Annotated in this window: 21 protein-coding genes; 10 read left to right on the top strand and 11 right to left on the bottom strand. The window is 64.5% G+C overall.

From position 1 onward, the window contains the following. Positions 1-30 precede the first annotated feature (30 nt). Positions 31-1,734 (top strand): FAD-binding protein, encoded by a 1,704-nt coding sequence (locus ACQP1T_RS25560; protein WP_433755623.1) that lies wholly within the window; start codon positions 31-33, stop codon positions 1,732-1,734. A gap of 340 nt (positions 1,735-2,074) precedes the next feature. On the opposite strand, the gene ACQP1T_RS25555 is transcribed toward ACQP1T_RS25560, so the two are convergent. The 8 genes from ACQP1T_RS25555 to ACQP1T_RS25520 form a co-directional block, all read right to left on the bottom strand. Continuing rightward, the gene (locus ACQP1T_RS25555) at positions 2,075-2,803 is read right to left on the bottom strand and encodes a nitroreductase (RefSeq protein WP_433755622.1); all 729 of its coding nucleotides are present in this window, start codon (positions 2,801-2,803) and stop codon (positions 2,075-2,077) included. Between the two features lie 454 nt (positions 2,804-3,257). Then, complete coding sequence (locus ACQP1T_RS25550) at positions 3,258-4,736, bottom strand: FAD-dependent oxidoreductase (RefSeq protein WP_433755621.1); 1,479 nt, start codon at positions 4,734-4,736, stop codon at positions 3,258-3,260. A 99-nt stretch (positions 4,737-4,835) separates the two neighbouring features. Next, a complete protein-coding gene (locus ACQP1T_RS25545; protein WP_433755620.1) occupies positions 4,836-5,714 on the bottom strand; it encodes a VOC family protein in 879 nt (292 codons plus the stop codon). Positions 5,715-5,751: 37 nt separating this feature from the next. After that, positions 5,752-6,936: an acyl-CoA dehydrogenase family protein gene (locus ACQP1T_RS25540; RefSeq protein WP_433755619.1), complete on the bottom strand. Its 1,185-nt coding sequence runs from the start codon at positions 6,934-6,936 to the stop codon at positions 5,752-5,754. Positions 6,937-7,061: 125 nt separating this feature from the next. Then, complete coding sequence (locus tag ACQP1T_RS25535; protein WP_433755618.1) at positions 7,062-7,634, bottom strand: TetR family transcriptional regulator; 573 nt, start codon at positions 7,632-7,634, stop codon at positions 7,062-7,064. A gap of 99 nt (positions 7,635-7,733) precedes the next feature. Then, on the bottom strand, positions 7,734-8,609 hold the full coding sequence (locus ACQP1T_RS25530; RefSeq protein ID WP_433755617.1) for an alpha/beta fold hydrolase: 876 nt from the start codon (positions 8,607-8,609) through the stop codon (positions 7,734-7,736). A gap of 108 nt (positions 8,610-8,717) precedes the next feature. Continuing rightward, positions 8,718-9,527: an IclR family transcriptional regulator gene (locus ACQP1T_RS25525; protein ID WP_433755616.1), complete on the bottom strand. Its 810-nt coding sequence runs from the start codon at positions 9,525-9,527 to the stop codon at positions 8,718-8,720. A gap of 398 nt (positions 9,528-9,925) precedes the next feature. Further along, positions 9,926-10,165 carry a ferredoxin gene (locus ACQP1T_RS25520; protein ID WP_433762349.1) on the bottom strand — a complete coding sequence of 80 codons (240 nt, stop codon included), beginning with the start codon at positions 10,163-10,165 and terminating at the stop codon, positions 9,926-9,928. A 242-nt stretch (positions 10,166-10,407) separates the two neighbouring features. Here ACQP1T_RS25520 and ACQP1T_RS25515 point away from each other — a divergent pair, with 242 nt between their 5' ends. After that, positions 10,408-11,982 (top strand): FAD-binding protein, encoded by a 1,575-nt coding sequence (locus ACQP1T_RS25515; RefSeq protein ID WP_433755615.1) that lies wholly within the window; start codon positions 10,408-10,410, stop codon positions 11,980-11,982. Then, a complete protein-coding gene (locus ACQP1T_RS25510; RefSeq protein ID WP_387297463.1) occupies positions 11,979-12,485 on the top strand; it encodes a flavin reductase family protein in 507 nt (168 codons plus the stop codon). Before ACQP1T_RS25515 ends, ACQP1T_RS25510 begins: the two co-directional genes overlap by 4 nt. Positions 12,486-13,170: 685 nt before the next feature. Here ACQP1T_RS25510 and ACQP1T_RS25505 read toward each other — a convergent pair. From ACQP1T_RS25505 to ACQP1T_RS25495, 3 genes are all read right to left on the bottom strand, one after another. Then, positions 13,171-14,394 (bottom strand): DegT/DnrJ/EryC1/StrS family aminotransferase, encoded by a 1,224-nt coding sequence (locus ACQP1T_RS25505; RefSeq protein ID WP_433762347.1) that lies wholly within the window; start codon positions 14,392-14,394, stop codon positions 13,171-13,173. Between the two features lie 62 nt (positions 14,395-14,456). Continuing rightward, positions 14,457-15,479, bottom strand: a complete 1,023-nt coding sequence (locus tag ACQP1T_RS25500; RefSeq protein ID WP_433755614.1) for a 2Fe-2S iron-sulfur cluster-binding protein — start codon at positions 15,477-15,479, stop codon at positions 14,457-14,459. 496 nt (positions 15,480-15,975) lie between these two features. Then, positions 15,976-16,458: a GDSL-type esterase/lipase family protein gene (locus ACQP1T_RS25495; protein WP_433755613.1), complete on the bottom strand. Its 483-nt coding sequence runs from the start codon at positions 16,456-16,458 to the stop codon at positions 15,976-15,978. A 368-nt stretch (positions 16,459-16,826) separates the two neighbouring features. Between ACQP1T_RS25495 and ACQP1T_RS25490 the strand changes: the two genes are divergently transcribed. From ACQP1T_RS25490 to ACQP1T_RS25460, 7 genes are all read left to right on the top strand, one after another. Further along, a complete protein-coding gene (locus ACQP1T_RS25490; protein ID WP_433755612.1) occupies positions 16,827-17,405 on the top strand; it encodes a TetR family transcriptional regulator in 579 nt (192 codons plus the stop codon). Then, a complete protein-coding gene (locus ACQP1T_RS25485; RefSeq protein ID WP_433755611.1) occupies positions 17,402-18,637 on the top strand; it encodes an NADH:flavin oxidoreductase in 1,236 nt (411 codons plus the stop codon). The genes ACQP1T_RS25490 and ACQP1T_RS25485 overlap by 4 nt, the downstream gene beginning before the upstream one ends. After that, positions 18,634-19,380 carry a glucose 1-dehydrogenase gene (locus tag ACQP1T_RS25480; RefSeq protein WP_433755610.1) on the top strand — a complete coding sequence of 249 codons (747 nt, stop codon included), beginning with the start codon at positions 18,634-18,636 and terminating at the stop codon, positions 19,378-19,380. Before ACQP1T_RS25485 ends, ACQP1T_RS25480 begins: the two co-directional genes overlap by 4 nt. Positions 19,381-19,424: 44 nt before the next feature. Beyond that, complete coding sequence (locus ACQP1T_RS25475) at positions 19,425-20,174, top strand: glucose 1-dehydrogenase (RefSeq protein WP_433755609.1); 750 nt, start codon at positions 19,425-19,427, stop codon at positions 20,172-20,174. Positions 20,175-20,220: 46 nt separating this feature from the next. Next, positions 20,221-20,619 (top strand): alpha/beta hydrolase, encoded by a 399-nt coding sequence (locus tag ACQP1T_RS25470; RefSeq protein WP_433755608.1) that lies wholly within the window; start codon positions 20,221-20,223, stop codon positions 20,617-20,619. Positions 20,620-20,759: 140 nt separating this feature from the next. Further along, positions 20,760-21,566: an SDR family NAD(P)-dependent oxidoreductase gene (locus tag ACQP1T_RS25465; protein WP_433755607.1), complete on the top strand. Its 807-nt coding sequence runs from the start codon at positions 20,760-20,762 to the stop codon at positions 21,564-21,566. 114 nt (positions 21,567-21,680) lie between these two features. Continuing rightward, a complete protein-coding gene (locus ACQP1T_RS25460; protein WP_433755606.1) occupies positions 21,681-23,018 on the top strand; it encodes an MFS transporter in 1,338 nt (445 codons plus the stop codon). The last annotated feature ends 94 nt before the right edge of the window (positions 23,019-23,112 follow it).

Below are 23,112 nucleotides of genomic sequence, written 5' to 3'. Positions count from 1 at the left end.
ATCGAACGGTCTTTTCGCTGGAGGCATTTCATGACGTCCAATGCGTCGACCTGGGACCACGAAGTCGACATTCTCATAGCCGGAAGCGGCGCCGGGGGAATGGTTGGCGCGATAGCCGCACATGATGCCGGATTGAGCGCACTCCTCGTAGAAAAGGCCGACGGGTTCGGCGGCTCCACCGCATTGTCCGGCGGCGGCGTGTGGATTCCGGACAATCCTGTGCTCCGCAAGCTCGGCCGCGGCGACGACCGTGCCGAAGTACGCAAGTACCTGCAGGCAGTGGTTGGGGATCGGGTACCGGCTGCGCGCCTGGACGTTTACGCCTACCGTGGCCCCGAGGTCATGGAAATGCTGGAACGAGTCAGCCGCCACATGGCATTCACCTGGTGCCCGGGCTACTCCGACTACCACCCGGAGGAACCGGGCGGCCGGCCGATGGGCCGGACTATTGAGCCCAAGCCGATAGACGCGCGTCTGCTCGGCGAGGAGGAGTCGCAACTGCGCGCGATGGACGTTCCCGCGCCCATGGGCCTGTGGATGACAGGGTACGAGGCGCGCACCCTCATGATGCTCAAGCGCACCTGGCGTGCCTGGCTGATGATCCCGGTAGCGGGCTGGCGTGTGGTCTCAAATGTGTTCCGACGTCGCCACATGAAAACCCTCGGTGCGGCACTGATCGCCCGATTGCGCCTGACCATGCGGGATCTCGGCATTCCGATGTGGCTCCGGTCTCCGATCACCGAATTGATCGTCGAGCACGGCCGAGTGGTCGGCGCGGTGGTCGAGCGCGAGGGCACCCCGCTCAGGGTCCGTGCACGCCGCGGCGTGCTGCTGGCGACCGGCGGATTCGACCACGATCCGGTGCTCCGCGAGGAACACCTGCCCGAACTCGGCCGGCCCGATTTCAGCATGGGTGCACCGGAGAACACCGGCGATGGCCACCGGATCGGTGAAAAATTAGGTGCCGCAACCGATCTCATGGACGACGCTTGGTGGATGCCGGGGATTGCCCTGCCCCGCGGCGGCGTCTTCCCGTTGGTATCGGAACGCTGCATCCCGCCCATGATAATCGTCAACAACGACGGCAAGCGCTTCACCAACGAGTCCTCGCCCTACGTGAATTTCGTGCATGCCCAGCTCGAAGGCGGCTATGTGCCGATCTACGAGATCTTCGATGCCAAGGCGCGCAAGCGATACCAGTTCGCCGGTATCCTCCCGGGCCAGGAGTTCCCACGTTCCTGGTACAAGAGCGAATTGGTCACGAAGGCAGACACTCTCGACGAACTCGCCGAAAAGATCGGTGTCCCCGCGGATAACCTGCGGGCCACGGTCGATCGTTTCAACGAGTCGGCCCGAATCGGACGCGACGTGGACTTCGGCCGCGGCGACAGCGCCTACGACCATTACTACGGTGACCCCACCCTCCCCAACCCTGTCCTCGACGTAATCGAGGACGGCCCCTATTACGCCGTCCGACTCGAGGCAGGGGACCTGGGTACAAAAGGCGGCTTGGTAAGCGATGAAGTCGGTCGGGTACTGCGAGCCGACGGCAGTGCGATCGAGGGGCTCTATGCCGCAGGCAATGTCTCGGCCTCGGTGATGGGCAATGACTACGCAGGTGCCGGTGCGACCATCGGACCCGCCATGGTTTTCGCCTATCTCGCGGCCCGGCACGCCGCCGGGCGCACGTTCTCGTCCACGACGGATGGTCGACAGGCAGCCATCGGCGCGTAGAAAGACAGTGAGCCCGGGGAAGCAATGCTCCCCGGGCTCAGTGCTGTTGAAATCGATCGGCGAGAGCCATTGGTCCGGCCGCTATTCTCGATCGACTCGGGCGATGACCTCTCGGGCGACCTCTGTCCTGCCTGCGAAGTTTGGATGGTACGAACCAGCAAGGGAGGCAGAAGATTCCGGACTGAGGTGACAGGATTGATCAGGCCGTGCACCCACGGGCTCAGACTGCAGGCCGTGTGGCCCTCGGCCTTGGGAACCGAGATCGTCTCCGCTCCTGTAGCTTTCGCCGCCGCTGGGTGGCGTGGGCGGCATTCTCGCCCGCAAGGTCGGTGCTACTGACTTATCCGGCGACCCAGGTGACAGTCTCCTCGACGGTAGCTCGGTGGGTCCGGAAGCCATTCGCCGGATGGTCATGATCGGGCCGGCCGAACGATATACCGCAAACGACCAGCCGGTTCTCGGGCAGGCCGAAGTGCTCGCGAATGAAGGGGGCGTATCCGGCGAGCGCCGCCTGTGGGATGGCACCGAGGCCGAGGCTCTGCGCGGCGAGTAGGAACGTCTGGACATACAGGCCGCAATCCACCGCACCGTAAACACCGAGTTCGGCTTCGGTCGTGACGATCGCGGCGTGGGGCGCACCGAAGAGCTCGAAGTTCTTTGCGGCTTGTTTGGCCGAGGCCGCTCTGTCGCCCCTGGCGATACCAATGCTCTCGTAGAGCTGGAAGCCGCATTCACGGCGGCGGTCGCGGTAGACACCGGAATACTGTGAGGGAAAGGAGAAGTCCGGAGTGAGTTCGGCCGACGCGACATGTCCGGCGAGCGCCGCGCGAAAGCACTCCGTGCCCTCGCCTTCAGTGATAAGCACCTGCCAGGGCTGGGTGTTGCACCATGAGGGCGACTGCCGGGCCAGGCCGAGTACATGTGTAATGGTCTCGCGGGGAATCGGTTCCGGCAGAAATCCCCGGCAGCTTCGCCGATCTGTCAGCAGCCGGCTGAGGCTGGCGGTGTCGTCGGTCGCGCGGGCTTCGGTAGTCTCCATGCGGTCAATCCCTTCCATCAACGGTCCCATTGGTGGCCGCGGAGGCTTCATCTGGGGTAAGTCACGCCGGGGCGCGTGCGAACGATTCGAAGTCGCGCTTGCCGCCGCCGTGATAACGGAGGTAGAGCGGGTGCTCTCCCTCGATGCCGATCGTGGTTTTACTCGCTACCCATGCGGGTGTTGGGCTCACGGTTATGGAACCGACAGGTTCCGTGCAGTGTGGAGATCTCGAATCGGCCGAAGCTCCGCCCGCGTATCCACACGGTTTGTGTTCGCCTACCTCCCCGCTCTGCTAGCCGCGAGCCGCGAACCCATCAACGCAGAGCGGACAGGTTCGTCCGCCGACGCCTGATCAGGTGGCTGTTGCCGAAGCGTCTGCCACGAATCCCTAAAACACGCAGTGGGTCCAGGGCGAAAGCCTTGGACCTATGGCTCTAGATCTAGAAGAGTGCGTCATGCGAAAACGCCATTGGTACAGGACGGCTCATTCCGCGATCCTGCGTGCAGCAGCGCGGCCTGCTCGGCGGCCGTAGAAGCTTCCATCACCGAGGGAAGCGCCGCTGGCGTAGCCGCCAGCGCAGATGCCCGAGGTGCAACGCCCTGCGGCGAACAGACCGGGGATGGGGTCACCGGAGACGTGGAGGACCCGCGAGTCGAGGTCGGTGGCGAGACCGCCGAGTGTGAATCCGCCGGTGCATTCGCGGAGATCGTAAGCCGCCAGCGGCGTGGTTATCGGTTGGACCCATTGCCGCTTCTTGCCGAGCAGCGGGTCGGCGCCCTGGCGAGCATGCTGGTTGTACACATCGATAGTGGTCTTCAAAGCGCCTGTGGGAAGGCCGATCTCGGCTTCGAGCTCTTCCACCGTCTCGGCTGCCCAAGTGGGTGGCCGACGCATGGCCGCGCTGGTGGATTCGGTGGCGAAGGCGGCTTCGAGGGACGGCTCGTCGATGATGAGGTAGGCCTGGTTGTCCTGCTGGTTGAGCGTGGCTTGGCCGATGCGGCCCGGGTAGGTGTCCTCAGGGATGTAGCGCTGGCCGCGGCCGTTGACCAAGATGCCACGGACGAGCACCTGCGGGTCGGCGAAGAACGCGACTTCGGCGGCGTCCATATGGGCCAGTTGTGCGCCGAGTGCCTGGGCGACCTGGATGCCGATCCCATCGTGTTGCTCGATCGAAGCGGCGGGTCTGCCGATCAGTCGCGGCGTGAAGGTGGCGACCATCTGCTGGTTATAGGCGAAGCTGCCGGTAGCCAGCACGACTCCGCGGCGAGCGCGAACGGTCAGCCGGCGGCCATAGCGTTTGGCCACGACACCAACCGTACGGCCATCGTCGTCGATGATCAGTCGCTCGATCCGGATGTCGTATTCGGCTCGCACTCCGACGGATTCGGCGGTGTCGGCGAGCGGTTTCATCAGCATGTAGCCTCCGCCTCGCTCACCGGTGCGTTTATCGGTCATCTGCGGCAGGTGTCCGCGGGGCGCGGGCGAGGCGATCGTATTGAGGGGCGCGGCGTTCTCGCCGCCGGAGTACATCAGGCCGTGGTCGCCGGGTGGTTCCCATCCGGGCTCGCCCCAGAATTCTTCTTTGAACGGAACACCTTGCGCGACAAGCCATTCGAAATGTTCCACACTCCCCTGGCAATAGTCGTGGATCTTGGCCGAATCGGCACCAGGTCCGAGCGCGGCGAGCAGGAATGCCTCCATGTTCTCGGCTGTGTCCTCGAACCCGAGCGCTTTCTGGAGCGGCGTGCCGCCGCCCAGATAGATGAAGCCGCCCGAGAGCGCGGCCGCGCCACCCCAGCCGCCGGTGCGTTCCAGGATCAGCGTGTCGGCGCCCGCACGGGCCGACTCGATCGCCGCGCACACTCCCGCGACACCGTAACCGGCGATAACGACGTCGGCTGCCAGGTCCCACTCTGAGATGGTGTTCGCATGCTGTGGACGCACATTCTGGATGTCTGACATGTTCATTCGGTTCCTGACTGGAAGGAACGGGGGCCACGGCTGATCTCCCTCGGTTCCGTCGAGGGAGACCTGCCGCTCATTGTCGAAGCAAGGACCCCGTCAGCTGAAATCCCACTTGTGGCCCCAGTAGCTGTCGGCCGTGATTTCCTCTGCGGTGTAGGAGGTTTCATCGACCAGCTTGCCGTTGTAGCCGACCTCGAGGTCCCAACCGCCGGGGGTGCGGACGTAGAACGAGACCATCTTGTCGTTGGTATGGCGGCCCAGTGTCGAGGACAAGTGCCAGCCTGCTTTCAGCACGCGATCGAGTGCTCGGCCGACCTCGTCGAGGGTCTCGCATTCGACCATGATGTGCACCAGCGCAGGCGCTTTCAGATTGGCCGATGGAAGGATGGCCAGGCTGTGATGGCGGGCGTTGACCCCCATGAACCGCAACCGGATCGGCGGTGTCTCGGATATGCGGAAGGCTCCGCGAGGCAGGAACCCGAGCGTTTCCGCGTAAAATCGATGCGCGCCGTCCAAGTCGTTGACTGGCACGACGACATGGCCAGCGCCGAGTTCACCTGTCACGAACCGATTTCCGTACGGCGTCGCGATCGGACTGTGGTCCAGGGCTGGCCCGAAGAAGACCTCGACCGGAGTGCCGCCGGGTGCTTCGAAGGCAATCCCCGCCTCGACACGACGTATGTCGGCTTCTTCCTGCGAGAGCGGTTTCGTCGCTACGCCGGCGTTCTCTACAGCTGACTGCACCCGGCCCAGAGCTTGGTAGTCGCGAACCTCCCAGCCGACCGCCTCGACGCGGTCCTCGTCTCCCGGCAGCACCACGATGCGCCCGGCCCGCTCATCCATCCGCAGATAGAGTGCCTCGGGCTCGGGGCCGTTGCCTTCGGCGAACCCGATGGTCTCGAAAGCGAAGGTGCGCCATGCGCTCATGTCGGTGGCGCGCACGCGCACGTAACCGAGTGCGCTGATGTAGCTCATGTCTGCCTTTCTCGTCGTCGTTAACCCGCGCGCCAGCTCAGATCATCGCGCGCAGTGGGCCTTCCGGCTCGATGCCCATCGAGGTGAGTGCCGCCGAGTGGTAGAGGGAGCCGGGAGTATGGATGGCGTGCTGCAGGCCGACGTGGGCGTCGCGCCAGAATCGCTGCATGACGTTCTGCCGCCGTACCGCATTGCCGCCGGAGCGCGCGAAGATTTCGTCGACCGCCGATACCGCTCGCCACGCGCACCGAATTTGGTTGCGCCGCACGATCGAACGGTCTTCGAAGGTGATCGGTTTGCCCGCGTCTGCCAGATCGTAGAGTCGGCTGACACCGTCCAGCAGTTGGGTGCGTGACGCGGCGATCTCTGTTGCCGCCTCGGAGATGGCGGACAGCACGTAGGGGTCGTCCTTGATCTTGGTGCCCATCGCGGTAACGCGATCGCGCTGATAGTCCAGATGCGCCGCGAGCGCGCCTTCGGAAATGCCGATGACCGCAGCAGTGATACCGAGCGGGAACATCGCCCAGAAGGGCAACCGGTACACGGTGTCGGTGCGGCCTGCCCGCTCGGCCGCGATCCCGCCCGCAGCGACCTCCTCCGAATCAATGGTGCGATAGGCGGGGATGAAGGCGCCGTCCACAATGACGTCCTTGCTGCCGGTGCCGGACAGCCCGATGACGTCCCAGGAGTCGTCCACGATCGTGTAGTCCTTGCGGGGCAATACCACATGCAGTGCCTTGCGTGGATTGGTGGGTTTGCCATCGGCATCACCCACCAACGCGCCGAGGAAGATCCAATCGCAGTGATCGGTGCCGGAGGAGAAGTTCCAGCGTCCCTTCAGGATGTATCCGCCCTCGGTCGGGGTGGCGATGCCCTGCGCGGCATATGGCGAGGCGATCCAGGTATCCGGATTCTCACTCCACACCTCGTTCTGCAGCCTGCGGTCCATCAGCGCCATTTCCCAGGGATGGACGCCGCCGACACCGCACACCCAGCCGGTCGAGCCGCAGCGTTGTGCCACCGCCATGACCGCTTCGGCGAAGTCGCGGGGGTGCGCGGCGTAGCCGCCGAAGTCGGTGGGCTGCAATAGCCGCATCACGCCCGCCTGCCGGATGAGCTTGACGCTCTCGTCCGAGAGTTTGCCCAGCCGCTCGGTGTCCTCGGCTGTCGCGGCGAGCTGTGCAGCGACTTCCTCCACCCGACCAACAACTTCGTGCGACATGCACGCACCTCCAACTGAAGTCAGTTAATTCCCGGACTCGGGACACATTGACGCTAGGTCGGACAGGCGGCGGGCACGAGCCTGGTTTTCGGTGATCGGAACAGAATCTCGCGTGTCGCGCGGAATCAGTCGGCGTAGCGGGCAAGGATGAGCTGCGCGGCTTGGCGCAAGTCGGCTTCGGCGCGCGCGGCGGGGGTGTGTTGGCTGAGGCAGGACACGAGTACACCCCACCAGCTGTAGACGAGCAGGCGAATGGCGCCGCGATCCTGCCCGTCCGGAGTGGCTACGCCCAGAGTGCTGAGGATCGCTCGTACGAGCGCGGATTCTGTTGAGGGAAAGTGTATTTCGCTCGGCGAATCGGTCATGTACTGGCCGGCCGTGGCGCGCAGCATGGCCCCGCACAGCCGCGGTTCGCGCAGCAGCGCACCGTTCAGCGCAACCAAATTCTCGCCGATCTCGACCACCGGATTCGTCCCGCTGTGGGCCCATTCCTCGGCGGTGAAGCGGCTGATCCGGTCCTCGAATAGCGCCGCGAACAATTTCGTCTTGGACGGGAAATAGCGGTACAGCGTGCCGATCGCCACACCCGCGCGCTTGGCGATGTCCAGCATTTGCACGCGATCGAATTCGGCGGTCGCACCCAATTCTGCGGCGGCCTCGAGCATGCGTTCCCGGCGCGCAATCTGATTTCGTGACACCGGTGATGCGGGAGGTCGCGCTTCAGCGATTCTCGCCATTGCCCCTTGTCCTCAACGCTTGCCGAATCATCGTTGCTTCAGCATAAGTGCCGACGGCGGTCAAGCCGTGTCATCCCGGTCCGGCCGGGTCAGGAAGGCCACGACGGCGCTCTCCCACGCATGCTTCTGCTCGATCATCACCCAGTGTCCGCAGTTGGGAAACACGTGCACCTCGACGTTCGGGATCGTGCGCATGGGCAGCAAAGCCATGTCGACCGGGCTCACTCGGTCGTCTCGACCCCAGGTGATCAGCATCGGTGATGTGATCTTGTGCAGCATCGCCCAAGCCGGTGGCTGATCGGATTTCGCGGCCGCGGCCATGGCGGCCTCCATCGCCTTGCGGCTGTACATCCGGCGTGCCGCGGCAAGCGTCTCCGGATCGGTGGCTTGCGTCCAGCGCTGCTCGATCATTTCCTCGGTCACGACCTTTGGGTCGTAGACCATCGAATGCAGCCAGCGCAGCAGCGATTCCCGCGATGGATTGTCGGTGAAGTCCATCAGTAGGTTGATGCCCTCGCCCGGGGCGGGGCTGAAGATGTTGCGGCCGACTCCGCCTATCGTGACTATTCGGCGAAAGAGGTCAGGGGTCGCGACCGCGAGGTTGGCCGCGACAATGCCGCCCATCGAATTCCCGACGACGTCCACTCGGTCGAGCCCAAGGCCGGTGAGGAAGTGTCGGACCGCCTTGGGAGCGGCGAGCATCGGATGTTCGTCGGTCGGGTCGCTTACGCCGAAACCCGGGAATTCCAGTACGAGGCAACGGAAATGGCGCGACAGCGCGTCAAGATTATCCCGGTAGTTGCGCCACCCCGTGACGCCCGGGCCGGAGCCGTGCAGTAATAGCAACGGCGGGCCGTCGCCGGTCTCGTGGTAGCGCAGTACGCCCTGGTCGGTGTGCAAGTCGCGTAACGTGTTCTCGTAGTTTGCTTCGGTCATGGTTGTGGGTGCCTCTCCTCGGGAACGATCGGACCGCAGCGTAGGCGACCGGACCGGAGTCGTATGTGGGTGTGTCTCGCACAGCGAACAGCGTTGTGTCCGTGGGTATCACGCTTGATGTGGCGCTGGCCCGATCGCGGTGCGGATTAGTTCGTCGGTGATCGCGCGCGCCGCGTGCGCCACCAGTGGGGCCACGCGTTGCAATACCGACTGAGTGTCACTGGCGACGGAGATCGCACCCATCGAGCCTTCAGGGCTGCGCAGCGCGACCGCGACGCAGCCGAGCCCGGGAACGAATTCTCCGAACTCATGTGCGGCACCGCTCCCGCTGCGGATGCGTCCGAGTTCAGCGTGCAGTCGCCCGATATCGCCGATGCTGCTCGCAGTGCATACGGGGACTCCGGTCGCGTACTGGACATCTATGCGCTCCGGCGTCAAGCGTGCCAGCATCGCCTTGCCGAGGGCGGTGCAGTGCGCGGGTGCTCGACCGCCGACGCGCGATGGCACATCGATGGCGGCTGGGCTGGCCACTTTGTCGAGGTAATAGACCTCCGGCCCGTCTAGGACGGCCAGGTGTACAACGAGTTTCGTGCGAACCGCGAGATCGTGGAGGATTGGGGCCGCGGCCGCGCGCAGCCCGCTTTGCCGCGGTTCGCGCCCGCCGAGCCCCAAGGATCGTTCACCGAGGCGATAACCGGTAGCGGTGCGATCGAGCCAGCGCAGGCGAGCGAGTTGTTCGAGAATGCGATACGTGGTCGAGCGCGGCAGATGCGTTCGTAGCGCCACCTGCTCGAGCGTCCGGACGGTACTTGGACGCTCGAAGACATCCATGATGACGGTGATTCGCTCGGCCATCGACGGGGGAGGTCCAGGCTGTGTGATCACGTATTCGGCGGTTCTACTCAACGCTGAGGTCATGCCACCCACCTCCAAAAATGAAATCAATTCTAATTTCAAGCTAGCAGTAACCAGTGAATGTAGGAAGGCAGAGAAGCTCGGCGACCGCCTGGTGTTCCACTGAGTGGACAGGGGTTACGGAAGTCTGGGAGAGACCCTGGTCGCGGTACCGGATGGCAGGTGAATGCACATCGGCCCCACCGTCGACGGCGACGGTGGGGCCGATATTTCCGCGACCGCCACCATAGGCGGACGCGGTCGGCTCGCCGAGGGTATCGGGGTCTCGGCCGAGCCGCGCCATCGCTCCAGGCGGGACAGAGCGGCGGCGCTGCGCTGGATTCGGAAGTTCGAAGACCGATTCGCAGCGCGGGATGCGGGTCCGCCCTGTGCGCACGGTAGGAAGGCGGACTCGCGGCCGGTCAGCTCGAAGAGGGTTCGAGCACCGGCAGTTCACCGGATTCGACTGCGCAACGAATGGATTCGCGCAGCCGCGGGCAATCGCGGAATACCGGTTCGGCGGGCGAAGCCGGGAAACCGAGGCGTTGATGACAGGAGGAGAGGGCATCCTCGTCCCACTGGACGCTGGTCTGCTGCAAGCTGCTCTTGCGCACCAATACGTGCGCTCCGCATTCCTGGCAGCGCACCGGTCGCATAGGCATCGAACATAGGCGGTCGTCGGTCCTGATGGTCACGATGTGGAGTCCTCCCGCTGCTCGAAGATCTCTCGAATCCCCTTGTCTCGTGCCTGTTCTAGCACCGGCTACGACGGGTTTGTTGGGCACGATTCCGCTGAGCGAAACGCCGCTGCCGCAGCGCGTGCGACACGCTCGAGGCGACGGTTTCGCTGACTGGAATAGCCGCCGGGGTGCAGCGTCCAGGCCTGCCTACCATCGGCGCAATCATGAGCGAGAGGGTCACGATGGACTGGGTGGACACTGCGGTGGGGTGGGACAGCGACTGCGACGTGCTGGTGGTGGGTTCCGGCGGCGGCGCGCTGACCGGCGCGTATACCGCCGCGCGGGAAGGCCTGCGGGTGCAGCTGGTCGAGGCCACTGGCAAGTTCGGCGGCACTACCGCCTATTCCGGTGGCGGTATGTGGTTTCCGTGCAATCCGGTGCTGCGGCGCGCGGGTGACGACGACTCGATGCAGGACGCACTGGCCTACTTCCGGTCCGTGGTAGGCGACCGCACACCCGCCGAACTGCAGGAGGCGTTCGTGACCGGCGGTGCGCCACTCGTCGAATACCTCGAATCCGATCCCGCATTCCAGTTCCAGGTGCTGCCCTGGCCCGACTACTTCGGCAAGGCCCCCCATGCCCGACCGGACGGCCGACACATCGTGCCTGTTCCATTGCCCGCGGAGCGGCTGGGCGAGCAGCGCGCGCTGCTGCGCCCGCCGCTGGGGACCGACCGTGGCGATCAGGAGCTGCCGGCGGAACTCGGCGGCGGCCAGGCCCTGATCGGCCGACTCCTGATGGCGCTGAGCAAGTTTCCGGACGCGGAGCTGCGCACCAACGTCTCCTGCAAGGAGCTGATCCGGCTCGGTGGCCGGGTGGTGGGCGCGGTGGTCACCACCCGTGACGGCCTGCAGCGAATCCGGGCGCGGCGCGGCGTGCTGGTTGCAGCCGGTGGATTCGAACGAAATGCGGCTATGCGCAAGGCACACGGGGTGCCGGGATCGGAGCGCGATTCCATGTCGCCGCCCGGAAACCGTGGTGCGGCGACAGAAGCCGCGATGGCGGTGGGTGCAGATGTCGACCTGATGTCGGAGGCGTGGTGGGCACCTGGGCTGACGCATCCCGATGGCAGCTCGACGTTTTCGCTGTGGTTCACCGGCGGCATTCTCGTGAATAGCGAGGGCAAGCGGTTCACCAACGAATCCGCGCCCTATGACCGATCCGGCCGGAGTGTGCTCGGTGAGCTGGAAGCAGGTCGAATCACTCTGCCGTACTGGCTGATCTATGACAGCCGAGCAGGGGAGCTGCCGCCGGTGCTGTTCGCCGGGGTTCCGCTCGCCGATCACCGCAGCTACATCGACGCCGAACTCTGGCACACCGCGGACTCCTTGGATGCCCTGGCGGAGCGTATCGGCGTTCCGGCCGCTGCGCTCACCGAAACCGTTGAGCGTTTCAATGCTCTCGCCGCCACCGGTGTGGACGAGGATTTCGGCCGTGGCGACGAACCGTTCGACCGCTCGGTGCCAGGTAGTCCGAATCCCTTGGCGCCCATCGTGAACCCCCCCTTCCGCGCCGCCGCCTTCGGATTGTCCGACCTCGGCACGAAAGGAGGATTGCGTACCGATGCCCGTGGCCGGGTCCTCGACACCAGCGACGCCGTGATTCCCGGCCTCTATGCCGCCGGCAATTCGATGGCCGCCGTCAGCGGCACCGTCTACCCCGGTGGCGGTAATCCGATCGGCGCGTCAATGGTTTTCGGCCATCTCGCTGCCTTGGACATGGCGGAGGAGGACGTATGACCATGGTTTCGCAGGACGGTAGTGCACTCGCGGTCACGGATTTGAAAGCCGTCCTCGCCCGCTTCTGCACCGGCGTGACCGTCGTCACGGCTCACCATGATGGTGAGCCTGTTGGTTTCACCTGCCAGTCGTTCGCCTCCCTGTCTCTCGATCCGCCATATGTGATGCTGTGCCCGGCTCGCACCTCGACCACATGGCCGCGTATCCGCGCGGCCACCGATTTCTGCGTGAATATCCTTGCTGCCGATCAGGAAGCGCTCTGTCGTCAGTTCGGTCGCAGCGGCTCGGAAAAGTTCGCCGGAATCGACTGGGCCGCTTCGCTGAACGGCTCGCCCTTGCTGGCCGGCGCGATCGCCTCCCTGGACTGCTCGTTGGAGCGTGAGGTGGACGGTGGCGATCACACCGTTGTCATCGCACGTGTCACCGGGGTCGCCCAGCACAGCGACATGTCGCCGCTGCTGTTCTATCGCTCCGCTTTCGCCGCCATCGAGCAAGAAACATGAGGAACCGTCAGCATTGGGGTCTTGCGGCTCGCAGACCGCGCAACCTCGATGTCTCGTATGCGTTCTCAGGAACCGTTCCAGCGCGGAGCGCATGACTGGGTATTCACCGCTGGGTATGCACTCATTCGAGCCGGCCGCAGCTTCGGCGACCAGGTTCGCGGGAAAACCGCAACGGCTCGCACCCCGCCGAAGTCGGATTCGCTGATGCGTACCGAGATACCCTGCCGTGCAGCAAGCTTCGTGACGACATACGGAAATCGCCGCTCAATTTTTCCAACCTGAGATCGGGTGCGGCACATAGCATCTCGTTACGTTCGGCGAACACCGTCGATGGCATGCCGATACCCCGATCGCGGATTTCCACGACGTCACCGCGCCCTACCACGCCGCGCTGACCTCAACCTGGGTGCCCGCGGGGAGAACGCGGTCGCGTTGTCCATGAGTCCGGCCGGCAGGCGAATAAGGGCGGCCACCATGGTTTCGGCGATCGAGATCCCGGGCAGGTATCCGGCGCAACGCCTGCGACCGGTGCGGAGAGCGGGCGTGCTCGGCGCGACGCTGTCGGCAGTTTGTTCACACCTTCGACGGCTGCCGAGTCGGACGTCAGTGTGCTGCGGCACCCGCCTGCAGAGAACTGCCCCGGGGTGATGTGGCGAGTCCCCAGGGCAGTAATTCTGGTAGGCCGTTACTCGGAGGCCGAGGCGTAGCGTGCCCCGAACTCGTGAATGCTCTTGACCACGTGGTTGATTTCCTCGTCACTGAGCCCGTGGCTCATACCGAGCGACATGCCACGCTCGAACACCTCGTCGGCGTTGGGCAGGCCACCCTCGGGGATGCGGTATTCGACGTTGCGCATCATCGGATGGCGAGTTACGTTGCCGCTCCAGACGGTCCGGGTGTCGATGCCGGCCCCTTCCAGATGCTCCTGCAGGTCCGATCGCACGAAACCGGCCTCTTCACGAATGGTGACCGGATAGCACAGCCAGGCAGTATGGAACTCCGGGAGTTGCTTGGGAAGCCGGAACAACGTCGGGTAGCTGCCGAACGCGGCGGTGAATGCCTCGAAGATCTCCGCGCGGCGGGCATAGTTCTTGTCCAGCTTCGACAACTGCACAAGACCGAAAGCCGCGCCGAGTTCGGAGGGCTCGAAGTTCCAGGGCAGGACATCGAAGATGAAGTCGTTGTCGTAGGCGACGCCGTCGAGATCCTCGCGGAACACGCGGCCGGTGCGGGCAGCCTGCGAACCGAAAAGGTGTGGCTCGGAGCGGCGACCCCAGCGGCGCAGCATGAGACCCTTGTCGCGGAGCTTCTCGTCATCCACGCACACCATGCCACCGTTGCCGGCGCACGTGATGATGTGCGCCATCGCGAAACTGGTGACGGTAATGTCGCTGCGGCTGCCGGTCTTGGTGCCGCGCAATGTGGTTCCGATGCAATCGCAGGAATCCTCGATCACCTTCAGGCCGTGCCGATCGGCGATGGCACGGATGGCGTCCCAGTCCGGTGCGTTGCCGGCCAGGTTCGGGACGAGGATCGCCTTGGTCTTCTCGGTGATCAGTTCCTCGATCTTGGAGGTGTCGACATTGTAGGTGTCGGGCTCCACGTCGACGAAGACCGGAATCCAGCCGCCGCGCACGATGGGCGATACGTCGGTGGAGAAGGTCAGGGGAGAGGTAATAACCTCCGCGCCCTTCGGCAGGTCGAGCAGTTCCAGCGCGAGGTACAGCGTGGACGAGCCGGAATTGCACATCAGGCCGAGCTTCTTGCCGTAGAGCTCGGCGACGCGCTGCTCCATCTCGGCGACATTCTTGCCGATCTTCATGGCGTAAGGCCCGCCACGCAATACCTCGAGACAGGCATTGATCTCGGCCTCGTCGTGCACGCTGCGCGCGTAGATGACCCGGGTCACTGTATTCTCCTCGTTTTTTCTGGAAACTGTTGGGGTGGAATAGGTCTCGGTGTCGGAATGGTTTACGAATAGGTGATCTTCACGGCGTCGCTCACCGGAACGGCTTGGCAGGCGAGGACGTAGCCCGCCGTGAGGTCTTCTTCTTCGAGAATTTCGTTGCGCAGCATCTTCACCTCGCCGTCGAGTACACGACATGCGCAAGCGCTGCAGGCGCCTTCGCGGCAGGAATAGGGTGCGGCCATGCCAGCGTTGAGCAGCACGTCCAACAGCGGTCGGCCGCGCGGCCAGGCGTGAGTGGTGAGTTCCCCGTCCAGATCGACCTCCACGCATGCGGCATCGTCGAGGTTCGAATCCGGTTGGTCGGCTGCGGGGGACCGGAAAGGGTCACGCTCGAGAGACACGAACTTCTCGATGTGAATCCGCTCCCGTGGGAAATCCAGCAGTCGCAAGGCATCCGAAGCAGCCGCCATGAAAGGCTCTGGGCCGCACAGATAGGCCTCGCGGGAGGTGAACGGGCGCACGATCTCTCGCAACTGCGCCACCTCGGGGAGACCCTGCACGCTGACCAGCCAATGGATCACGACGAGCCGATCCGGATGAGTACGGGCAAGAAGCGCGAGTTCCTCTGCGAAGATCACCGACCGATCATCGGAATTGGCGTAAACCAATGCGATATGGCCGGTTCCCACATGCAGCGCGGATTTGATGATCGACATCACGGGCGTGATGCCGCTGCCCCCGGCGAAGAACAACAAGTCCGAGGACAGCGCCTTGGGTGTGAAAATACCTGCGGGAAGCAAGGTTTCGATGACATCGCCGGGGGCGATGTGGTCGCATATCCAGTTCGATGCGAGCCCGCCGGAGACCCTTTTCACGGTCACCATCGGCGCCTCGCCCGTGTGTGGCGAGGAGGCCAGCGAATAGCATCGTGCGATTGCTCCGCCCGCGGCGGGAATGCGCAAGGTGAGGAACTGGCCAGGCGTATACCGGAATTCGTCGGGAACTTCGAAGACCAGCGAGCGACTGTCGGCGGTCTCCGCGACGACGTCGATCACACGCATCTTGTGCACAACGGGATCCAGCATGCCTGCTTCCTAATGTTCTTCCGCCGATCCGGCGGGCCGAAACGCCCGAGGCGGGCGGCAAGGTCTGTCCCAGCCGATTGTGCTCAGCCCGACCCAACGAAGTGGCCTGGGATTTCACTGACTGAAAAAGTGCGCCATCTCGCCGGCTTGCCCCACTGCCGCCTGTGCTGTCCCACGGGCGCCGTAGCGGTGACCGGCGCGGCTCCGATCCGTCGCCGATTCGTGCGATGATCAGCTGCGCGACCTGAGTCGTGCCCCACTGGTTCGAATGGATACTCCCTGCCGCGGCGGAACCGGTAGGGGTTAGTGGATTGACCAGGCCGGTCACCCACGGCTCGGCTGCGCACGCGCCGTGGCTGTCGGCGTTGGGCGAGGAGATCGTCTCCGTACCGGTCGCCTGCGCGGCCTGCCGGTGGCTGTGATGAGTCCGTCGTAGATGTGCCGCGCGGCGACGGCCTGGGCGGGTCGCATCGGCAAAGCCGGACAAGTTGCGGCGTCAGCCGCCAGGGCGGGCAGATACTGGATCAGCAGTACGGTCGCCTGTGGTGCTCTCGCGCGCACGGCGTTCACCCACCGTGGTGATCGAGCGCTCTACCGTGTCGAAGTCGGCTTGCGTGGATTGTTTTGTGCCGGTTACGGTCTCGCACACGCCCGGCAGCACGCCGAGGTACTCGGCGCAGACGCTTGCCCCGGTCATGGACCCGACCAGGTTGAGGTCGTTGCCCCCGATGGTGATCGTCACCAGTCGAGTGTCGTCGGTGACTGCGTCGATCTGCACCGGTACGACCGCACCGTCGGGTGTGTGCTGTGGTGTGTCGAGGATATTGGCCGTCGTCGCCCCGCCGCAGCTCACGTCCACCAGGTCCAGCCCCGTGGCCGTGGCGACCTGATGCGGATAGTTGTGCGCCGAGCGGGAACACGACGTGTCGACGATATCCGGCAGGCCGGGTCCGGAGGCGTACGAACTGCCCAGCGCCACGTACCGCGCGCCTGCGGGGATCGATTGCGCGGCAGCGTGTCCGGCACATAGGGCGAGTGTGGCGGCGAGCGCTGCGCCGGCGATGGGGATCGATCGAGGTGTCATGGCAACCCGCCATGGTGAATGAAACGTTTCATTCCACATTTGAACACGGGGTTGCGGCTGAGTTCCCGATTCGTGGCGCAGGCCGGACCTGGCGACGGGTGGGTGCCGCGCAGTGACCGCTCGCGGCGAGGGCTCGTGGAAAGGCAAGGCCTCGTGCCGTTCTCGAGCGACATCGAGCACTCGGGTACTGGGCGAAACCCCACCTATCTCATTGATTAAATCAATGATTGAAAAACTGATTGAGGCATGGTTTGCTGTGGTTCATGGCAGAGAAGCTTTCGGTGGGCACGCGTGGTCGTCTGCTCGCTGCGGCCGAGCGGTTGTTGCTGACCGAGCGTTACGACGAGGTGTCGGTGCGTGCGATCTGCGCGGAGGCCGGCGCCAATCCAGCTGCGGTGCATTACCACTTCGGGTCCAAAGACGCACTGGTCGCGGCGCTGCTCGAAGACCGGCTGGGGCCGTTGTGGGCCGACCGGCTGTCGGTGGTGACCGACCAGCGCGGCTCTGTGGGCGACGTGGTCGATGCGGTACTGGAACCGTTCGTGGCGTTGGCCGATGATCCGGTGGGCCGCTTGCATTTACGGCTGCTGGCTCAGTTCGTGCTCGGCCGTCACCCGGCGCTGTGGAGTCAGCGGTGGTTCCGGATGACCTCCTGGGTGGGGCTGCTGCCGGATTTGAGTGAGGCCGAGAGCCGCCGCCGCTGGGCACTGGCCTTCGACCTGATCATCATGCGGTTCGGGGGAGCCGAGTCGCAGGAGCGGGAGATGTCGCAGGCGGCCGTCGCCGCATTGCGGGGATTCGTGGTGGCCGGTTTGACCGCCCCGTCGAAAGAGAAGAAATGACAAGTACGGAAATGAGCACGATCTTCGCGCCGGCCAAACTCGGCCCGCTGACATTGCGCAACAGGGTGATCAAGGCGGCGACGTTCGAGGGACGCACTCCTGAGGCGCTGGTGACCGAGGAACTGATCGCCTTCCACCGCGAAGTCGCGGCCGGCGGCGTCGGCATGACCACCGTCGCCTACTGCGCGGTCGCACCCGGTGGCCGCACCGACCGGCATCAGATCTGGATGCGCCCGGAGGCTGTCGCCGGTCTGCGGCGGCTCACCGATGCCGTGCACGCCGAAGGCGCGGCGGCCAACGCGCAGATCGGGCATGCGGGTCCGGTGGCCAATGCGGCCTCCAACGGCTACCCGGCTCTCGCGCCGAGCCGGATGTTCAGCCCGCTGGGGATGAGGCCGATGGCGGTGCCCAAGGAGCATGAGATCCCGGAACTGGTTGCCGCGCATGCCAATGCGGCGCGACTGGCCGCCGAGTCCGGGTTCGACGCGCTCGAAATCCATTTCGGTCACAACTATCTGACGAGTTCGTTCCTGAGCCCGCGGCTCAACCGGCGCACCGACGGCTACGGTGGCACCGCCGAGAAGCGGGCGCGCCTGGCGCGCGAAATCGCGTTGGCGGTCAAGGAAGCCGTGGGCGATCGGCTGGCGGTGACGGCCAAACTGAACATGGAGGACGGTGTCCGCGGCGGGCTGACGGTCCCGGAGTCGCTGCAGGTGGCGGCATGGCTGGAGGCCGACGGCGCGTTGGACGCCCTGGAATTGACCGCGGGCAGTTCGCTGCTGAACCCGATGCTGCTGTTCCACGGTGACGCGCCGCGCCGGTCGTTCGCGAAAGTGCTTCCGGTGCCGGCGCGTTGGGGCTTCCGCGCAGTGGGCCGCTCGTTCCTCAAGGAGTACCCGTATCAGGAGGCATACCTGCTGGAGCGGGCCCGTCATTTCCGGCGTGAGCTGTCCATGCCGCTGATCCTGTTGGGCGGCATCACCAATCTGGACACCATGCGGCTGGCCATGACCGAAGGCTTCGATTTCGTCGCCATGGGTCGTGCGTTGCTGCGCGAGCCGAATCTGTTGCACCGCATTCAATCCGAGGCCGGCACTCGTTCGGCGTGCATCCACTGCAACGAATGCATGCCCACCATCTACACCGGCACCAAGTGCCTCTACCGGCTCGGCAGCCCGGTGATCGCCGAATCGCTGCCGGTCGTCAACGGAAAGTCGCAGGTGCAGGCATGAGTGAGCGAGTCGCGGGCAAAGTGGCCCTGATCAGTGGTGGCGCGCGTGGGATGGGCGCGGCCCATGCCCGAGCCCTGGTCGAAGGTGGTGCCCGCGTCGTCATCGGAGATCTACTCGAGGCCGAAGGCAAGGCGCTGACAGCCGAATTGGGTGAGGTTGCCCGCTTCACCCACCTCGACGTCACCGACCCGGACAGTTGGAAGCGCGCTGTGCGTACTGCCGTCGAAGAGTTCGGTGGGTTGACGGTGCTGGTCAACAATGCCGGAATCGTCAACGGCAACACCATCGTCGATTTCGAGCTGTCGGCCTGGCGCCAGATCATCGACATCAACCTGACCGGAACCTTCCTCGGTATCCAGGCATCGGCCAAGGCCATGATGGACGCTGGCGGCGGCTCGATCATCAATATCTCGTCGGTGGAGGGTTTGCGCGGCAGCGCCGGATTGCATGGCTATACCGCCACCAAATTCGCGGTGCGCGGCCTGACCAAGTCGGCCGCACTCGAACTGGCCCAGTACAACATTCGCGTGAATTCGGTGCACCCGGGCATGGTGCGCACACCGATGACCCAGGGCATCCCGGAGGACTTCCTGCAGATCCCCCTCGGGCGCGCCGCCGACGCGAGCGAGGTCGCGAACCTCGTTGTCTACCTGGCCGGCGACGAATCCAGCTACACCACCGGTGCCGAACACGTCATCGACGGCGGCCTGATCGTCGGCGTGCCGCACAAGTCGTTCGGATGACCGGACGTGAGGCGCACCTGTAATTACCACGGAAGAAATGGACTATGACGGGACGATTGTCCGGACGGGTCGCCTTGATCAGCGGTGCAGCATCGGGAATGGGCGCTTCGCACGCCCGGGCCTTCGCCGAGGAGGGCGCATCGGTCGTGATCGGCGACATCGCGGACGAGGCCGGAACACAGCTGACAGAGGAACTCGGCGACCGAGCCGCCTATGTCCACCTCGACGTCACCCGCTCCGAAGAGTGGGAGGCCGCCGTCGCCGCGACGGTGCGGCGCTTCGGCAAGCTGGACGTGTTGGTGAACAATGCGGGCATCCTGGACGGCGGCCCGCTGGGCGCCTACACCGAGAAGCAGTGGCAGCGGATGCTGGCCGTCAATCTCACCGGTCCGTTCCTCGGCCTGACCGCGGCGCGGGACGCGCTGGTCGCGGCGCGGCCGTCGTCGGTGGTCAACATTTCCTCGGCCGCCGGAATCCAGGGCGTGGCCGGCATGCACGCCTACACGGCATCGAAATTCGGTGTCCGCGGGCTGACGAAATCGGCTGCGCTGGAGTTGGCTCCGCACGGTGTGCGCGTCAATTCGGTCCATCCGGGCGGCATCCTCACCCCGATGATCGGCGCGATGGCCGGTGACATCACCGTCGACCGCGCCGAGAACACCCTGGCCCGTCTGGGTCTCCCTGAGGAGGTGACCAGTCTCGTTGTCTTCCTGGCCAGTACCGAATCCAGCTACTGCAACGGTGCGGAGTACGTCGTCGACGGCGGCATGACAGCGGGATCCACCTTCGGCTGATTCGGGAGCACTGTTCCATGGGGCCGACCCGCCAGCGCCGCCGGGCGTGCAGCGCTGGCGGGTCGGCCCGCGCGAGCCACTCGGGGAAGACCTGCGGCGGCGAGTACGCGGCCTGCGCCGGGTCGGAACCTTCACCCGAGCTTCGGTGCGGTGGATGGCAAAGAACTACGTTGGCGCCGACCACATGGAACGGTTGGCTCGAGACCTACCTGGCGGTTCCGACCTCACCGGCTTTCCGCCGCCCCTCATCATCAACTCCGATCGCGATACTCTGCGCGCCTCTGGAGAAGAGTTCGCTCGGGAGTTGCTCGAGTACGACCGGCCGGTGCAGGCCATATACGAGCCGGGCACATCGCATGGTCACCTCAATCGTCCTGCACGGCCAGAATTCCGGCGAACCATAAACACCGCCGCGGCGTGGTTCACCTCCGCCTCCACCCCATAACAGCGCTTCCGCAGAAAGACCAACTGGCCTGAGGTGTATCGGTGACTGGAACTCCCGCGTCGACGCCACGCAACTAATCGGCAAGCTCGGAGAACACCTCGAGCATCGCCATCCCCATATCCAGAACAGGAGCATCATCCATGGCATCTCTGCAGCGCTATACCGACCGCCGTGTCCTCATCACCGGTGGAGGCTCCGGCATCGGACAGGCCACCGTGCTGCGCATTCTCGAAGAGGGCGGACGCGTCGTCGCGGCCGATATCAGCGAGCCGGGATTGAAGGACACCGTCGCCAAGGCCGACGCCTACGCCGATCGGCTCACTACGGTCCTCGTCGACGTCGGCGATGAGGAATCGGTGAAAGCCGCTGTGGCCGAGGCGGTCCGGACACTCGGCGGACTGGACACTCTCGTCAATGTCGCAGGCATCCTGCGCTCGGCGCATTTCGTGGAGACCACCCTCGCCGACTTCGAGAAGGTCCTTCGGGTCAATCTCGTCGGAACTTTCCTCGTAACCAAGGAAGCGATCCCTGCGCTGCGCCAAGGCAATGGGCCCGCAGTCGTGAACTTCAGTTCGACGTCCGCGAACTTCTCACACCCGTATATGTCTGCTTATGCCGCATCCAAGGGCGGTATTCAGTCCATGACCCATGCGCTGGCTATGGAGTTCAGCAAGGACGGCATCCGATTCAATTCCGTGCAGCCGGGCTCGATCTCCTCCGGAATGACCGACGGAACCGGCGAATCCAAGTCGAGCATCGGTCCCGGCCTGCCTTCGGACACGAACTTCGCCCTGTTCGGCAAAACTGCTCCCATGCTGCCGCTGCCCAACGGAGCGATTTTCGCCCAGCCAGATGCCGTGGCCGCGGTAGTCGCGATGCTTGGTTCTCCCGATGCTTACTTCATCACCGGCACCGAGGTGCGTGTCGACGGCGGTTCGCATATGTGACGTATGTCGGCCCTTTGGCCGACCCCGTTCCAGTAAGCAGAAGACGGCACGCAGGACGAGGTTCGCGGGCGGTAATCAGGTATCGCCGAATTCCGTGCGAGACAGGAGTTACCCATGGCCGCAACCTCATCCGCGGACGCAACTCGACCTGATAGGCGTGTCTTAGGCCGAGTCGCCCTATCGAGCCTGCTCGGGACAGCAATCGAGTATTACGACTTTCTGCTGTACGCCACCATGACGGCACTGGTCTTCCGCCAGGTGTTCTTCCCCAACTCCGACCCAGCGTTGGCCACAATCGCTGCGTTCGGAACCCTTGCGGCGGGATATGCGGCGAGGCCGATAGGTGGGATCATCTTCGGGCACTTCGGCGATCGCATCGGCCGCAAGAGGATGCTGGCGCTGACGATGACTCTGATGGGTGTAGCGAGCTTCCTGATCGGTGTGCTGCCGTCGTACCACCAGATTGGTGTCGCGGCACCGGCTCTGCTCGTGTTGTTGCGTGTTGTGCAGGGTGTCGCGATCGGCGGTGAATGGGGCGGGGCGACGCTCATGGTCACCGAGCATTCGGGTCGGGAGCGTCGTGGCTCGTGGAATGGTGTGATGCAGATGGGATCCCCGTTAGGATTCCTGCTGTCGACAGCAGTCGTCACTGTCGTCACATGGTTGCCGAAGGACGCGTTGCTGTCCTGGGGTTGGCGGATACCTTTCCTGTTCAGTGCACTACTGCTCGTCGCAGGCCTCTACATCCGCCTCGGAGTCACCGAAAGTCCGGTCTTCCAACGGGCTTCGTCGGGGCGACCTGGTCAAATCCCCCTGGCGAGCGTGCTGCGCCGACCACGCAACTTGATCCTGGCGTGCGCGGTCGGTATCGGCCCTTTCGCGCTGACCGCATTGATCAGCACTTACATGATCACGTACGCGACGGGGATCGGATACGAAACATCGAATGTCATGACCGGGCAGTTGTTTTCGTCCGCAACAGCGCTGCTGACCATCCCGCTGTTTTCGGCAATCTCCGACGTGGTCGGCCGTCGCACAGTCATCCTTGCCGGGGCCATCGGGATAATCATCTACGCATTTCCCTTCTACGCACTGATCGATTCGGTCTCCACGCCCAGGCTCGTCACCGCGATGGTCCTCGGTCAGTTAGTGCAATCGGCGATGTATGCCCCACTAGGAGCACTTCTTTCGGAGATGTTCAGCACGAATGTCCGCTATACCGGCGCCTCTATGGGCTACCAACTGGCCGCGCTCATCGGTGCTGGTTTCACCCCGTTGTTCGCGAGCAGCCTACTCGGCGACAACCTGCGCAGCACGCCGTTGGTAGTTTTGGCGATCTGCTGTGGGGCGGTGACGATCGTCGCGATTCGGCAGATCAGCGAAACAACCGGCAGCGATTTGGCAGATATCTCGGGCAAGGACCCGGCCGCGGCTATCCCCACATCCGAGTGATCACTGCCGGTTCGGACTACCCGTCCACTCATTGGAATCTCGCGGATTATCGTCCGGATCTGTCGCATATTTTTGCGAGGTGTTCAAAGCCAGG

It is taken from the genome of Nocardia sp. CA-135398, assembly GCF_050955845.1.
Classification (GTDB): Bacteria; Actinomycetota; Actinomycetes; order Mycobacteriales; family Mycobacteriaceae; genus Nocardia.
This window is presented reverse-complemented; position numbering and strand designations above follow the sequence as displayed.

What these genes read in the sequence shown, in the direction of transcription:
- ACQP1T_RS25560 (WP_433755623.1), top strand. Translation starts at nt 31, where the DNA reads ATGACGTCCAATGCGTCGACCTGGGACCACGAAGTCGACATTCTCATA.
- ACQP1T_RS25555 (WP_433755622.1), bottom strand. Translation starts at nt 2,803, where the DNA reads ATGGGACCGTTGATGGAAGGGATTGACCGCATGGAGACTACCGAAGCC.
- ACQP1T_RS25550 (WP_433755621.1), bottom strand. Translation starts at nt 4,736, where the DNA reads ATGTCAGACATCCAGAATGTGCGTCCACAGCATGCGAACACCATCTCA.
- ACQP1T_RS25545 (WP_433755620.1), bottom strand. Translation starts at nt 5,714, where the DNA reads ATGAGCTACATCAGCGCACTCGGTTACGTGCGCGTGCGCGCCACCGAC.
- ACQP1T_RS25540 (WP_433755619.1), bottom strand. Translation starts at nt 6,936, where the DNA reads ATGTCGCACGAAGTTGTTGGTCGGGTGGAGGAAGTCGCTGCACAGCTC.
- ACQP1T_RS25530 (WP_433755617.1), bottom strand. Translation starts at nt 8,609, where the DNA reads ATGACCGAAGCAAACTACGAGAACACGTTACGCGACTTGCACACCGAC.
- ACQP1T_RS25525 (WP_433755616.1), bottom strand. Translation starts at nt 9,527, where the DNA reads ATGACCTCAGCGTTGAGTAGAACCGCCGAATACGTGATCACACAGCCT.
- ACQP1T_RS25520 (WP_433762349.1), bottom strand. Translation starts at nt 10,165, where the DNA reads ATGCCTATGCGACCGGTGCGCTGCCAGGAATGCGGAGCGCACGTATTG.
- ACQP1T_RS25515 (WP_433755615.1), top strand. Translation starts at nt 10,408, where the DNA reads ATGAGCGAGAGGGTCACGATGGACTGGGTGGACACTGCGGTGGGGTGG.
- ACQP1T_RS25510 (WP_387297463.1), top strand. Translation starts at nt 11,979, where the DNA reads ATGACCATGGTTTCGCAGGACGGTAGTGCACTCGCGGTCACGGATTTG.
- ACQP1T_RS25500 (WP_433755614.1), bottom strand. Translation starts at nt 15,479, where the DNA reads ATGCTGGATCCCGTTGTGCACAAGATGCGTGTGATCGACGTCGTCGCG.
- ACQP1T_RS25490 (WP_433755612.1), top strand. Translation starts at nt 16,827, where the DNA reads ATGGCAGAGAAGCTTTCGGTGGGCACGCGTGGTCGTCTGCTCGCTGCG.
- ACQP1T_RS25485 (WP_433755611.1), top strand. Translation starts at nt 17,402, where the DNA reads ATGACAAGTACGGAAATGAGCACGATCTTCGCGCCGGCCAAACTCGGC.
- ACQP1T_RS25480 (WP_433755610.1), top strand. Translation starts at nt 18,634, where the DNA reads ATGAGTGAGCGAGTCGCGGGCAAAGTGGCCCTGATCAGTGGTGGCGCG.
- ACQP1T_RS25475 (WP_433755609.1), top strand. Translation starts at nt 19,425, where the DNA reads ATGACGGGACGATTGTCCGGACGGGTCGCCTTGATCAGCGGTGCAGCA.
- ACQP1T_RS25465 (WP_433755607.1), top strand. Translation starts at nt 20,760, where the DNA reads ATGGCATCTCTGCAGCGCTATACCGACCGCCGTGTCCTCATCACCGGT.
- ACQP1T_RS25460 (WP_433755606.1), top strand. Translation starts at nt 21,681, where the DNA reads ATGGCCGCAACCTCATCCGCGGACGCAACTCGACCTGATAGGCGTGTC.